8 protein-coding genes and 1 pseudogene are annotated in these 14,749 nt (G+C 59.0%); 5 read left to right on the top strand and 4 right to left on the bottom strand.

The window, feature by feature from the left end; genetic code table 11:
• Nucleotides 1-210 precede the first annotated feature (210 nt).
• The 3 genes from ACEWFR_RS11715 to ACEWFR_RS11725 all read left to right on the top strand — a co-directional run bounded on the left by ACEWFR_RS11715 (nt 211) and on the right by ACEWFR_RS11725 (nt 5,084).
• On the top strand, nt 211-1,260 hold the full coding sequence (locus tag ACEWFR_RS11715) for a TAXI family TRAP transporter solute-binding subunit (RefSeq protein ID WP_374061197.1): 1,050 nt from the start codon (nt 211-213) through the stop codon (nt 1,258-1,260).
• Nucleotides 1,261-1,286: 26 nt separating this feature from the next.
• Nucleotides 1,287-3,293 (top strand): TRAP transporter permease, encoded by a 2,007-nt coding sequence (locus tag ACEWFR_RS11720; RefSeq protein WP_374061198.1) that lies wholly within the window; start codon nt 1,287-1,289, stop codon nt 3,291-3,293.
• 516 nt (nt 3,294-3,809) lie between these two features.
• A complete protein-coding gene (locus tag ACEWFR_RS11725; protein WP_374061199.1) occupies nt 3,810-5,084 on the top strand; it encodes an MFS transporter in 1,275 nt (424 codons plus the stop codon).
• 513 nt (nt 5,085-5,597) lie between these two features.
• On the opposite strand, the gene ACEWFR_RS11730 is transcribed toward ACEWFR_RS11725, so the two are convergent.
• Complete coding sequence (locus tag ACEWFR_RS11730) at nt 5,598-6,347, bottom strand: SDR family oxidoreductase (RefSeq protein ID WP_374061200.1); 750 nt, start codon at nt 6,345-6,347, stop codon at nt 5,598-5,600.
• 31 nt (nt 6,348-6,378) lie between these two features.
• Complete coding sequence (locus ACEWFR_RS11735) at nt 6,379-6,600, bottom strand: hypothetical protein (RefSeq protein WP_374061201.1); 222 nt, start codon at nt 6,598-6,600, stop codon at nt 6,379-6,381.
• A 707-nt stretch (nt 6,601-7,307) separates the two neighbouring features.
• On the opposite strand from ACEWFR_RS11735, the gene rdfA reads away from it, so the two are divergent.
• Together rdfA and ACEWFR_RS11745 are read left to right on the top strand one after the other, a co-directional pair.
• Nucleotides 7,308-7,970 (top strand): rod-determining factor RdfA, encoded by a 663-nt coding sequence (rdfA, locus tag ACEWFR_RS11740; RefSeq protein ID WP_374061202.1) that lies wholly within the window; start codon nt 7,308-7,310, stop codon nt 7,968-7,970.
• Nucleotides 7,971-8,400: 430 nt separating this feature from the next.
• Nucleotides 8,401-10,275, top strand: coding sequence for an archaea-specific SMC-related protein (locus ACEWFR_RS11745; protein ID WP_374061203.1), 1,875 nt, complete (start codon nt 8,401-8,403; stop codon nt 10,273-10,275).
• 178 nt (nt 10,276-10,453) lie between these two features.
• Here the strand turns inward: ACEWFR_RS11745 and ACEWFR_RS11750 are convergent.
• Nucleotides 10,454-11,446 (bottom strand): annotated as a pseudogene (locus ACEWFR_RS11750) (winged helix-turn-helix domain-containing protein).
• A 195-nt stretch (nt 11,447-11,641) separates the two neighbouring features.
• Nucleotides 11,642-14,470 carry an RND family transporter gene (locus tag ACEWFR_RS11755; RefSeq protein ID WP_374061204.1) on the bottom strand — a complete coding sequence of 943 codons (2,829 nt, stop codon included), beginning with the start codon at nt 14,468-14,470 and terminating at the stop codon, nt 11,642-11,644.
• Nucleotides 14,471-14,749: the final 279 nt, after the last annotated feature.

Here is a 14,749-nt window from a genome sequence, read left to right on the forward strand (position 1 = left end):
TCCCAGCGATCTCGAGTAACGACAGTTTTCGATCCATAGACCGGTGCTAGTATCGAAATTTCACGGTGTTCGCGCTGTTCAGGCGTATTTACAACCTTGTCCGAATGAGATAGTAATTATAGGCTTTCATCTAGCTTCTCGTGACTGATACTGAACACGATGGGAGTTCGAGAGAAGCTTTAAATAATATAAGCGATATAATGCATAACGATGTTTGGGAATGACAGGCAGACACGCAGGAACGTGCTACGGGGAACTGCTGGAATCGGGGCGATTTCGATCGCCGGCTGTCTCGGTGGCGACGGTGGGGATCAGGTCGATCTGACAGTCGGTTCGTCGTCATCCGGTTCGTCGACGTACGGTAACTCGCAGGCGATTCAGCGGGTAGTGAGTCAGGAATCGGACTACCTGAATTTCATTACGCAGGACGCGGGCGGTGACCCCCAATCCATCCGACTGTACGCTGACGGGGAGATCAACTCCTACTCCGCGGGAAACTACATCATGAACCAGGCGCTCACGGAGACGGGTCCGTTCTCCGATGAACCCGTTTCGGAGTTTCCACAGTTAGGATTTGGTCACCTCTCGCTGAACCTCTACTGGATGGCACTGGAAGACAGCGATATCCAGACTACCGACGACCTCGCCGGGAGGGACGTCTACTGTCTCCCCGCTAGCTGGGGACTACGTGCGATGACCGAAGAGATGTACGGCGAAGCGGGTCTCTGGGAAGGCCTCGAAGAGAACGTCGTCAACGTGGAGACGAGCCAAGCGGCCAGCGCACTCGACGAAGGGCGGGCCGAGGCGTTCATCGTGTACACCTCGAACTACAGCCAACTGCCCTCGTGGGCGACGGAGATCGACTCGCGCGTCTCTGTTCGGGCGATCGAGATGACCGACGATTACGTGCAAGCAGCACAGGACTTCGCAGGCGCTGGCTACGAAGAAATCGACGAGATCGGCGGCTGGGAGCAGGACGTTCAGGGCGGTGACTTCCCGAAGCACACGTGGACGGAGACCTACCCGTACTACTTCAGTCCGGACATCTCCGCGGACGCCGTCTACGACCTGATGGAGATCTGCCACAATAACTACGAGTCGATGCAGGAGGCGAATCCGACGATCCTCGACTGGTCTGATCCGGAGAACTTCACGTTCGCGCTGGTTCACACCGATGAGATCCCGATCCACCCGGGAGCCGCGGACTGGTACGAAGAGAACGACGTCTGGGACGACAGCTGGACTCGCGGCGACGAATAACATCTGCAGAACCCGTCACCGCTATCATGGTTTATTCAACAGCAGACAAAAACCGACTAGAGATCGCCAACGACGTAGTGACCGGGCTCGCTATCCTGACCTGGGTATGGATCCTGTACTTCGCGTTCACACAAGGAATCCAGCGAATTCTATTCACTGTCACGTTTCTTGGATCAGTCATGCTCGTCTATCTTGGAAACGAACTCATCGAAGCGTATGAGGACGGTGACAAACTGGGATTGGCTGGTCTGACTCTCTCCGCGTTCATCACCGCCGGAACGACGGTGTACTTGATCGTGAACTACAGGGAGCTGTTGCGTGTGCGCGTCGGTACGGCGTTTGGCTACGAGTACGCAATCGCCATCGCGTTCTTCCTCGTCATCCTGTACCTGTCGTACCGAGCCTACGGAATCACGTTTCTGGCCGTAATCGTGGGCGTGATCCTCTACGGACTCTACGGGAACCTCGCGCCGGGAATTCTGCGCCACGCGGGATTCAGCATCGAACGGATGATGAGCATCATGGTGCTCGACTTCCAGGGGGTCTACGGCTCTATCTCGAGGATTATCGCGACCTGGGTCGCCCTATTCTTGCTATACGCAGGGCTGATGCGTGGCTTCGGCGCGTTCGACCTCATCATGCGAATCGGCCTCCGATCCGCCAACTACGTCCGATCGGGCGTCGCCCTCTCCGCGGTGACCTCGAGCATCATCATCGGCTCGATTACCGGCAGTCAGGCTGCGAACACGGCGATCACCGGTTCGTTCACGATCCCGCTGATGAAGGAGACGGGAATGAAAGGCGAGACCGCCGGAGGGATCGAATCCGTCGCCTCGACTGGCGGGCAGATCATGCCCCCGATCATGGGCGCGGCCGCGTTCGTGATGGCCTCGCTACTCGGAATCACCTATCTCGACGTGATCATCGCCGGAATCGTTCCCGCGATGATCTTCTATGGGTCCGTCACCATCGCCGTCCACTACAAGGGGATCGGCCAGCTCCGCGGACAGACGACCAAGATCAACGTCGAGAGCCAGTTCGAGGAACAGATGTCCCAGAAGGAGTTCATCATCCAGTGTCTCCGGTTTGGCATTCCGTTCGCCATCCTGGTGTACATCCTCGGCGTCCTTCAGTACACGGTGCTCACGGCCGCGCTGTACACAATCATCGCGATGTTCGTCACCGGCTTCGGGTTCCCGCTGGTCCAGACGGCGACGGAGGGTGGCGACCTCGTGGCCGAGTTCATCAGTCTACTCGGCGACGCGGCGTTTGGCTTCAGAGAAGGGGCGATGATCCTTGCACCGATCGCGATCATCATCGCCGCTATCAACGGCGTCGTTGACGTCTTCACCGCATCAGGGATTCCGGGAATTCTCTCGCTGGCCCTGCTAGACCTTTCCGGCGGCGTCATGTTGACCGCGGTCATCCTCGCGATGGTCATTTCGATCGTTTTGGGGATGGGGATGCCGACGGTCGCCGCGTACGTCATCGTCGCGGCGCTGATCGCACCGGCGCTGGTCCAGCAGTTCTTCGTTCCGGACCTTGCGGCACACTTCTTCGTGCTGTACGCTGCGATTCTGTCGGGACTGACGCCGCCGATTGCGATCGCGGTCGTCGTCGCGACGGGAATCGCGGAGAGTAACTTCTGGCGGACGGCCCACGAAGCCATGAAGATCTCCGCACCGATCTACGTCCTTCCATTCGCGTTCATCTACAACCCCGAGCTCGTCGTCGGTGGGTTCGGTATCGACACGTTATTCTCGGGACTCATCGCACTGGCCGGTGCACTGGGAATTTCTCACGGCCTCAACTACTACGGGACGTTCTTCCACGAGAGCCCGTTCATCAAATTCCCCGTCAAAACCGTCTTCTTCGTCCTCGGCGTTCTCGCGATGGTCTACCCGGACGACATGGTGCGTCTTGGCTGCGTCGCCGTTATCTTCGTGATGATAGCGATTCAGCTCCGAAAACCGATCCTCGAGCGCGTCGGCGGACGATACGGGACTGACTCCATTGGAACCACCAGGGACTAGGGACCGAACACCGGTTCAGCGTAGATTTGCAGTTCGGCTCGGCGACGGAGACGCGCGACCACCGTGAGCGAGACAACGTTTCGAACACTCCCAGCCGGTTCGATCACCGCGAGTCGCTCTCGAGCGGAGCGTCGATCACTCCTCGAGGAGTCTCGCCTCGAAGAACGGATACTCCTCGAGCCACCCCCGGTCGTAGTCAGCGTCGTACTCGGTCGGCTCAGTGCTGATCCGATCCCCAATCTCGAGTGCGTCGTCGGACTCGTCGATCGGTGCGAGCAGCCGGGGCCCCTCATCCAGTTCGACGACCGAACTGACTGTAGTGGGCGAACGGAACAGTCGTTGTGGCGGGCGTTCGACTGAAGGGGGCGACGGCGGACGCGCGTTTGATTGGAAAATATGTAGCCGAATACTGGGTCAGCTAGACGTAAGACGATAGTCTATCCGATCGCCTGTCACACGTTTCACAATCAATAAGTGACCCCGCGGCGTCCCGTTCGACAAGATAACCACGTACTCATGGGACTCAACACAAACGATCGGTCGATCGCCGGCTTCACGATGGCAGGCCATTCGCTGGTCCACTGGTTCGAGACGTCGATTCCGATCTTCCTCGTCGTCTGGCTCGCGGAGTTCGACGTTTCGGTTGCACTGGCCGGCATCATCGTCGCGTTCGGATACGCCCTGTTCGGGTTGGGCGCACTTCCCGCCGGCGTCCTCGTCGATCGATACGGTCCGAAACGGTTGATCCTGCTCTGTCTCGTCGGCATGAGCGCCTCGTTTCTCGTGCTCGCTCTCTCGATGTCGATTTACGCAGTCGCGGTTGGACTCGTCTGCTGGGGCGTCACCGCTAGCGTGTACCACCCCGCCGGACTCGCACTCATTAGCACCGGCGTCGAGGAGCGCGGGACCGTCTTCGCCTGGCACGGGATCGCCGGCAACGCCGGTATCGCCCTCGGCCCGTTCGCCGCGGCGACGCTGTTGTTCCTCGTCGATCAGTGGCAACTCGTCGCCGCGATCCTCGCGGTTCCGGGCTTCATCGCGGCCGCGTACGGACTCCAGGCCGACTTCGATCCGACTGCCGCAGAAAGCGAGGCGGACGCCGAGGCAAACGACGCCCTGTCGTTGGGCGAATTCCTGACGAACTCGCGGGTGTTGTTCACGAGCGCGTTCGCCGTCGTCTTCGCCATCATCGCCGTCGAAGGGCTCTACTATCGCGGAATGCTCACCTACCTGCCGGAAATCCTTCACGGTCTTCCCGCGATCGGCGATATCACGTTCTCGACCAACCTCGAGGGAATCTCACCCGGCGATTACATCTACGTCAGTCTGCTCGTCGTCGGAATGGCCGGTCAGTACGTCGGCGGCAAGCTCACCGACCGTATCCGGTCGGAGCGCGGGCTGATAGCCATTTTCGCCGTTCTCTGCGTCCTCGCGCTCGCGTTCGTGCCGATCATGTCGATGGGGCTAGTGCCCATCGTCCTCTACTGTATCGTGCTCGGGTTCTTCCTCTTTGCCACCCAACCCCTCTACCAAGATGCAGTGGCGGTCCACACACCCGCACGTGCACGAGGCCTCTCGTACGGCTACACATACGTCGGTAAGTTCGGTATCGGTCCGGTAAGTATTGCGATCGGTGGATTCATCCTCGGCGGGTTCTCGACGGCGCTGTTCTTCGGCGTGCTCGCGGCGTTCGCGTTCGGTGGGATGGCGCTGACAGCGGGACTGCTCGTGGCGCTCAATCGCACGAACTGGTGGCAAACGACCACGGGCGCGACGAAATCGAGCGACTAACGGCGTACGACCATTGAATAGGGTGCAGCAGGACGGTCTCTATTCCGATCGACAGTACTCTAAACCGAGTAGAACCCCCCTCTCGTCTGCGACAACGTCATGGGTGATGTAGTCGGGTAGCGTTGGCTCGGCTCGAGAAGCCGACGTTGAGCAGTGTGGGAACAGTGCCAATAGTATTGTATTAATTCGACTCGGTGCGAGTTTAGAACTGATTACCGAACTACCCCCCGAAAATGTGAAACGGTAGCACGCTATTTCCTCCTTCAGATAGCATTTCCTCCAAAAGCGGACCACGTGAGTGTAGCGGCCTAATCAGCTGAATCAGTGCAGTAGAGACCGACTCGACATGACGTCCGTTTCCGGAAGAATACACCGTGGTCCGAATTACGGTCCGGTCCCACCGTCTCATCCCCAAATCCGTTCCGATCGGTCTACAACCGTTCGATTCACCGATGCGGCGCTATCGCTGGGTCCTCTATAGAGAACGGAATCCCGCTGTCGCGTCGGGACGGACTAGCCGGAAAACTTGTCGCGACGGTACAGGTCCAGTTCGCTCACCGTGTTCGGGGTCTCCTGACGCGCGGCGAACGCGATCGCGTCGGCGACGGCTCGAGGACCGGTGACTTCGTCCTGTTCGTAGCGTTCCTTCGAGGTCTGTTCTCGGAATTCCTTGCCGAACTCCGTCCGGACTTCCGAGGGGTTGACGATGCTGACGGCGATGTCGTCCGTCCCGACCTGTCCCGCGAGGCTCTTCGCGAATCCGCGGGTCCACCACTTCGTCGCCGCGTACAGCGGCGCGCCAGGACTGGGATTCTTGCCCGCGTAGCTCGCGACGAAAATCGCCGTTCCGTTCGTCTCACGGAGGTGCGGAATCGCCGCTCGGGCCGTGTAGAACATCCCGTCGACGTTCACCCCCATGACGGTCCGATACTGGTCGGTGGGGAACTCCTCGACGGGCGTCTCGGAATCGGTCGCGATCCCCGCGTTGTTTACCAACACGTCGAGACGGCCGAACTCCGAGACCGCCTTCTCGACGGCCGCCTCGACCTCGTCTTCGTCGCTCACGTCCGCGGGACAGACGAGCGCCGACGCGTCGGTCTCGGATTCGATTTCGGCCGCGAGTTCCGTCAACCGATCCGCTCGACGGGCGACGAGTGCGACGTCGGCACCGTCGGACGCGAGTGCGCGAGCCGTTTCCCGTCCGATTCCCGCACTCGCGCCGGTAACGATCGCTCCGTTGTCTGCCAGTGGGTTGGTTGCCATCGGTGAGACATTGTCGCGGTGATGCTAAACTCTACGTGTTATTGCTGTGGGCGTATACAGAGCCGCGTCGATTTCCTCGGCGATCGTAGAGAATCACGTCGGTGGGTTCGCCGTGTTCGCGTCGCTTCACCGGGTCGATACCGGCCGCCTCGAGCGAGCGTCGAACACGGCTACGTGCGTGCAAGCCGGTCCTGTTCCCCATGAAGTTGAGTACGATGTCCCGCGTCGGAATGCGGTCTCCATGATCGACCATACAGTTCGTTCTCACGAGTTTCTCCGTACCAGTTCCGTGGGTCAGATATGCTTCTCAACGGTGCTTTCCGAATGGCCCCGTTTTCGATCCCGTTCTGCAGACAGGAACGTGGCCCCTATCGTTGCATAGCCCTCTATCACACGATATCCTACGATAACTATCACAAACCCTAAATATTGGGAAGAACGGAGCCATCTACCCATTTGGAAGTGTATTGTCATCAGTCACCAAGGGAAGGGCCGTTCACGGGTATCGAACGCGAGTATCAAGTCCGAACGGAACGACACGAGTGATCACTGCCTCTTGCTCCTCGAGCCATCAGTTATGACGGCGATACAGTGGCTGGAATCACGGTGCGGTCGCGTGGCCCGATCCGCGACGAGAGTCCGTTCGACGCATTTGTCGGGTCGGAAAGCCGACTGGGAACGGAGCCACATACCGAGTGTCGACAGCGGTGGATAGATCGGTGAGTTTCGTCCCACGGAATGAACCGTCACGGAGCTGGCTACCGACGACGTAATTTACAACAATACTACTGGAAAGCAGGTGCTGTGCGAACGGGGCGTGAGTCATCAGAAGGGAAACGATTTTCTTCGTGATATACGATGACCAACCTGAGATGACACGTCAGGGTTCAGGCGGCCGCGGGAGGTATCTGGAGGCGAAGCCAGAATGAGTGATGCGGTCGAACCAGAGGTGGAATGATAATGAGTGACGTGGTCAAGAACGAACACCAGTGCACGTGCAAAATCGGTCGCGCTATTGATCGGTACGATCTCGACGGACTGAACGGAGAACTCCAGCACCGACGCGATGTCGCGGATGCGAGCCTTCGGACGCTCGCGGAGTATATCAACGAGCGGATCCTCGAGACGGCACTCGCCGAGGTAGAGACCGATCTAACGGACGTCGCGTACGGGGCAGTTAGCGCCGACGACGCCCTCTCAGCGGTGTATGAAACGCTGACGAGCGATACAGCGCCGGCCGATCGCGAAGCGCGAGTCCGAAAACGCTTCGAACAGAACGGAATCGATATCGAAGAGATCGAGTCCGACTGGGTCACGCATCCCACCGTCCGTTCCCACCTCAACGATTGCCTACAGATCGACACGGCCCGGACGACGAAGATCACGGCCGAATCAGCACGAAATACGATCGAATGGGCGCGAACGAGATGTGCTCGAGTCGTCGAACAGACAATCTCGCGGCTCGTCAGCGCAGGGATCGTCTCGATTCGCGATACCGAAGTCGCCGTCACGATTCAGCTAACGTGTTCCGACTGTGGTTCGACGTACCGATTCGGAGAGTTACTCGAGTCCGGATCGTGTGCCTGCTCCGCCGACGAAACGACCCCATTGGATCACCGATAGCTCTCCAGCGTTCCCCACCACGTTATCGTGACGTCCGTTTTCGGCACACGCGACGGATTCGCGAGTGCGGACTGAGACTGCTCACCAGCTATAGTAGCCACTGAAACGATTCACACACTGATCGTACAGCTATCGGTCGATCAGATATGCAATGACTTTCAGTGGCTACTATACCCATACCCGTGAGTCCGTGTTTACCGGTCGGTCGTGGGTGGAGACAGACGCTTACTGAGTTTACAGCTTGATTCCCATCCCGCTCGGAACGGCGTCATCAAAGGAAACCTGATTTCTGTTCAAAAATGTTTTCGTAACTACTCCTCATACGATGGATATAAATGAGTGAGCTGTGATACAACGAACAATGGAACACTCGAATAGAACCGTACAGAACACGCATGCCGAGGTACCAGTCGAGTTAGCGGCCGAAAACATGGGTGGAATCGATTCGTGCGCTATCGAGTTCCAGAGCGGGGTCAATCTCCTCACCGGACGGAACGCGACCAATCGAACGAGTCTGCTTCGAGCGGTTACCGGCGTTCTCGGTGGAACGAGCGCCACGCTCAAGAGCGACGCGGACGAGGGCCACGTGACGCTCACTATTGGTGATCGGGAGTACTCACGCCGGTACAACCGCACGGAAACCGGCGTTCAGGTGACGGGTGAACCGTACGAGGAAAACAGCGAACTCATCGATCTCTTCATCTCCCTTCTCGAGAACAATCCGGCCCGTCTGGCGGTCGAACGCGGTGACGACCTCCGCGAACTCATCATGCGACCGGTAGATACGACCGAGATCGAACAGCGGATCCAGCGCCTACAACGCGAGCGCGACGAGCTCACCGACACGGTCAATCGCGTCGAGCGGCGCTCGAAACAGCTACCGGCACTCGAGGAACAGCGCCAGACGCTGACGGCAGAACTCGAGTCGCTCGAGGCGGAGATCGAGTCGCTTCGGTCGGCGGTAACCCAGTACGAGGCCGACGCCGAAATGGCGGAGGAAGCCGAGGAGTTGGTCGACAAGCTCGACGAGCGGCGGAAAGAGCGAAGCGAACTCACGGACCAGATCGATCTGATGACGGCCGAAATCGAGGCCCTCCGGGAGCGGCCCGAGGAACTCCGCGCTGAGCGCGACGAACTTCCCGAACACTCTCAGGCCGATCTGGAAACCGTTCAAGACGAACTCCGATCGGTCAGAAACCGGAAACGAGACCTCGAAAATACGGCCGCGGACCTCTCCGCGATCGTCGAATTCAACGAGGACATTCTCTCTGACAGCATCTCGAATCTGCCCGAGGAATCGGCCAGCGACGATCCGGTCGCGGAACTCGCTCCCGAAGCGGACCAGGAAGTCACCTGCTGGACCTGCGGAAATCGGGCCGAACGCGGGGCGATAGCCGATCGGCTGGAGAATCTTCGGAACGTCGTTACGGAAAAGCGGACCGAATCCACCGAACTCGAGTCTCGGATCACCGAACTGGAGCACGAACAGGAAGCGATTCGAGCGGCGATCGAGGACCGAACCGAACTCGACCGGAAACTCGACGACATCGAACGGAAACTCGAGGCGAAAGTGGAGCGAAAGGAGTCCCTCGAGGAAGAAGCCGAGGCGGTACGCGAAACGATCAGCGAACTCGAGACCAACGTAGCGGACACCGAAGAGTTACGCGACAGTGATCTGTTGGAGACGTACGAGCGAATAAGCGAATTACAGTACGAGCAGGGCCAGACCCAACAGGAGCTAGCGTCCGTTGAAGACGAAATCGAGGAGATCGAATCGTTGCCGGACAAATCGACGCTGCAAGAACAACTCGACGAGATCCGTCAGGAACTCAACTACGAGCGCGGACGGGTGGCCGAACTCGAGTCCGAATCAGTCTCGAAGTTCAACGAGCATATGGATGAAGTGCTGGACATCCTCAACTACCGAAACATCTCCCGGGTCTGGATCGAGAGAAAAGAAGCGGAAAGCGGGAGTCACGGCTCGGATTCGACGTTCGACCTTCACCTGGTCCGAGAGTCGGACACGGGATCCGTATACGAGGATACGGTCGCGAATCTGAGCGAAAGCGAACGCGAAGTCATCGGCCTGATCGTCGCACTTGCCGGCTATCTCGTCCACGAAGTGTATCAGCACGTCCCGTTCATGCTACTCGATTCCCTCGAGGCGATCGATTCGGACCGTATCGCCGACCTCATCGACTACTTTTCGGAATACGCACCGTATCTCATCGTCGCACTGCTCCCCGAAGACGCATCAGGAATCACGGACAAGTATACGCAGATTACGGCTGCGGAACTGAACTGAACCGAACCCGTTAGGAATTCGTTTCGGAAAAAAGCTACTGCTCCGGTGGTGACGGCTCCCCGGACCGAGACGTAGTGTGGGCGAAACGCACATCGGAGCACCGTCTGACGCAGTACTCTCGGTGCCGTCTATCCGCTGAATGACTCGTACCGCTGCGAAGCGCCGTCTATAGTATGCGTTAGAAATAATTGCTCACTCCTGAACTAGAGTTGAGTAAGCGCGGTGCAGTCGCTGTTAGTAACTCGCTGGGGATGTCAGAACCGATTCCTGAGAGGAGGGTGCAGCCATCGTCACCACGCCCGACTGAATTCGATTCCGGCGAACACGCCGGAAACGTGGCGAATGCAGGGTCGTCACGGTCCTCGAGGACAGTGACGACCGATGCCAGGACGGACGGCGCTCCCTCCGGAACGACGACCGAGCTATCTTCGTACCGTTGTATAATTCAAAACTGATATGTTTTGAGTAATCCGCAGTACCATACACCTCGGATCGAGAGAAAAAAGTGATCACCGTCCCCGGTGGTCGCGCCCGAGAGAGGCATCCAGCCGCGTTGCCCGAAAAATTCGACAGATGGCCGCGACCTGCACGGAAACAACGTGGCACGCGGCTCGACGTGGACGGATCTCTCGGTTTGATCGAGAGAGCCTACTGTGGCGTCCATTTCCCGCCGCTTTTTTCGGGTCCCTCACGAAACGGTTCTCGCTCGTAAACATCAGATTCAGCGGCTGTCAGGCGACATTTTTGATAGCACAATCCCGCTTTGTTGAGCAGCCGCCGACAACTCGGAATCGAGTATTCGCGGCATAGATATCGTCGATATATTGCTGGACGAGCACCGGTGTCTACGTCGTCGCAGCGAAACCGACCGCCTCGGGTGATTCGTGGACAGCTTCCTCGAATTCGATTTGATATCTTCTGATACTTTTTGTTTTCTCTCAGATCAGTGAGTATCGGTTACTGCCTGCTCGAGCGACTCGTCGGTGTCGAGTCGTTTGAGCCAGTTATAGATCGGCCGTCGTTGAACGTCGTACCACTCGGCTAGCGCGGTCTGCGTGAGGCCATTTTTGTACGCTATTGCCGCTACTAGCCGTTGTGTCGGTTTCTTGCTTTCCACGTTGTCGAGAGCATCTTGCCATTTCTCGACAGAAATCTCGTCGAGATGATTCACTGTGCTCAGTACCAATTTCTGAGTAGAACGTTCTAACGGTACGAGGGACACTACCCGTCGAAGTCTTTCGTCGGGTGGGTGCTCACCGATCTCACGCACGAAGACCTCAGCGCTGAGTACCGGTCGTCACATCTCTGGGCCCCAGATGTACACGGTATGATCGACCGAAAAATACCACCGGCGTCTGTGGTGCGTCTACAAGTCGTCTGAGTCGCTAGAACGAGCGGGTTCCGTTTCGGACTCCTCGATCCGCCCGCCGTCGCTGGCTGCGGGTGCGGTCGAATCGCTACTCGGCGCCTGGAAGGAGACATCGGGGCCGAGATATTTCGTCCAGACGACGAGCAGACTCGGGAGGACGAGCACGCTCGCGAGGAACGCGTAGATGATCGTCAGCCCGGTAATGATCCCGAACTGCTGTAGCGGCGGGAGGATGGCGAACGCGAGGACGCCGAAGCCGCCGACGGTCGTTGCGGCGCTGCCGAGCAGCGCGCCGCCCGTCCCGGTGACCGTCCGGGACATCGCTTCCCAGACCGATCCCGTCCGTTTCAGTTCCAGGCTGTACCGTTCGCTCATGTGGATGCTGTAGGCGACGCCGAGTCCGACAGTGAGGCTCGTGATCATCCCCGTCATGACGTTAAACGGTATTTCGAGCAGGTACATCGTCCCGAGAATCCACGAGACGCTGAACACGACCGGAAGTAGCGTCACCGCACCGAGAGTTGCACTCCCCTCTCTGATCCGGTAGCTGATCATCAGGAAGGCGAAGACGGCCACGAGCGTAATCAGCAGGCTCTGGATGACCGTGTCCATCAGCTGCTTTTGCACGATATCGAACAGGATCGTCTGTCCGGTTGCGGTCGCCTCGAGCCCGTTACCGTCGATTCCGTCCGCGATGGATCGCATTTCGGTCGTGACGTCGCTCATGGCGGCCGTCCCGCTGGTCGAGATGACCATTCGAACGGCCTCGTAGTCACCACCGGTGGACGAGTCGTCCACCGTGGATTGGGATCCGTCGGATCCCTCACCGTCATCAGTCCGATGAATAACGGCGGCCGCTTCGTCGGGGGCGACCTCGAACAGTTCGTCGTACACCTGCTCGAGGTTCCGATCGGGCACTCCGTCGCCGTCCGTATCGGCCGCGGTGAACGTCGCGTTGAACGACTCGTTCTCGGCGGCAACCCGTTGCATCGTCCGGAGGGGACTCTGGACGTCGGCCTCGCCACTCGAGAGGGTGACGGCAACGTCGCTGTCGGCGGTCTCGTTTTCGGCGTCCGAGACCCGCTGTAACGTCTCGGGATCAGTTACATTGCCCTCGATGAGGATCTGCGCCTGGGAATCCTCCCGGACGAAGTTTTTATTGACGAACTCGAGGTTTTCTTTCATCGAGTAGTCGCCGGGCTTGAACGGCTCGGGGAGGTTCTTCGTCCATTCAGGCGGGTCCTCCGCGATGAAGTCCTCCTGATTGAAGCTGGTGTCGACTTGCGTCGCGCCGTACGCACCGCCCGCGCTCACGAGGGCTGCAATCAGGATGATGACGATCGGGATCCGTCGCGCTGCCGTCGAGCCGACCGAGAGCACCTGACTGAATCGGCCACCGCCCGTCCCGAACGCACGCTTTTTCCGATCGTAGCCACGGTTCTCGAGGAACTCGTCGAGTTCGGCCTTGAGCGCTGGAACGACGGTGCTGAACACGAGCAGGGCGACCGTGATGCCGACCGCGCTCACGACGCCGAAGTCCTGAATCGGCGGGACCGGGCTCGTGAGGTTCGAGAGGAATCCGATGGCCGTCGTCGCAGTCACTAGCACGAGCGCGATGCCGACGCCGGCCAGCGCCACTCGCATCGATCCTCGAGCGTCATTGTCGCCGTATGCACCACCGTGCTGGCGCTGCTCGCGGTGGCGCATGAATATGTGTATCGCGTAGTCGATAGAGAGCCCGATTAACAAAACCGGGACCGCGATGAACATCTGGTTGAAGTCGATCCCGGCCCACCCCATGAAGCCGAACGTCCAGACGAGGACGGCGGCGATTCCGAACAGGCCAAGCAGGATATCCAACACATCGCGGTACGCGACGATCAGGGCGACGACGACGAACAACAGCGCGAGCGGACCGACAATCGCGAGGCTATCGCCCATCGAGTTGTTGATCTCTTCGCCCATGATTCCGCCGCCGAAGACGATGACCTCCGATCCGCTCGCCTCGACGTCGTCGTTCGCGATGGACTGCATTGCCAATTGTGCGTCGACGATTGCGTCGGATGCCATTCCGCCCTGACCGCTGTCGCCCTCGGACTGGTGCGTGACCAGCAGCATCGTCGCGTTCGCACTCGTCGAACCCGCCTCGTAGTTCGTCGGCATGAACGCCAGCCCGCTCATCCGGCCGGCGGAATCCTCACTCAGTACGGCACCGAGTGCGCGTTCGTACTCCGTGACGTTCATCGACTCGAGCGCGTCGATCTGGTCCTGCAGTGTGGGCGACGCGGGGGTCTCCTGGGCTGCCTGTTGTTGACTCGAGCCGTTCTCCTGAGTCGCTTGCTGTTGACTCGAGCCGTTCTCCTGAGTCGCTTGCTGTTGACTCGAGCCGTTCTCCTGAGTCGCTTGCTGTTGACTCGAGCCGTTCTCCTGGGCCGCCTGTTGCCCCCCGGAGAGCGACGCGAGCGCGACGAGGTTCGCCGCGCCGACCGTCGGCTGTTCGTCGACGAGCGTCCGATTGATCGTCTCGTTCTCTCGGAACGACTGTTGCAATCGGAGTTGTTCGACCATCGACTCCTGGGAGAGGACGTTTTCGCCCCTGACGATCACTTGTGCCGATGTCGTATTTTCCTGTCCTGTCGTGAAGTTCTCCTCCACGTAGCTCAGTTTCTGGGCTTCCGTCGAATCGCTCTGGAACTGGTCGAGCGACGAGGACTGCTCGATCATGCCGGCACCGGCGCCCATGAAGACCGTGAGAACGAGCATGATGGCGATCACGGCCCGACTGTGGGCCATGATCGTCTCGGAGAAGCGGTCGATCCAGCTCATTCGTCGAGCCAGTCCCCGTGAGCCGCGTCTCCGACCGTGTTATTCGAACTGAATGCGAGTCGTTCGCGGAGTCGATGGGCCGATACCCCGACCGATCGCCGTCGGGTCTGCACCGGGCTCATCGCCACCCACTCCGTCTCGGTTCTTCGCTCATCTTGTGACTGACTATTCAGTCAGCCCTTATGAATCTTCTCACTGTCGGACGCTGCACAATGGCTGAAACGGGGGATGAGAGGGGTCTCACAAGTCCGGAACTGACCATTCAATCAATATTTATAG

This window comes from Natrinema sp. H-ect4 (assembly GCF_041894845.1).
Classification (GTDB): Archaea; Halobacteriota; Halobacteria; order Halobacteriales; family Natrialbaceae; genus Natrinema.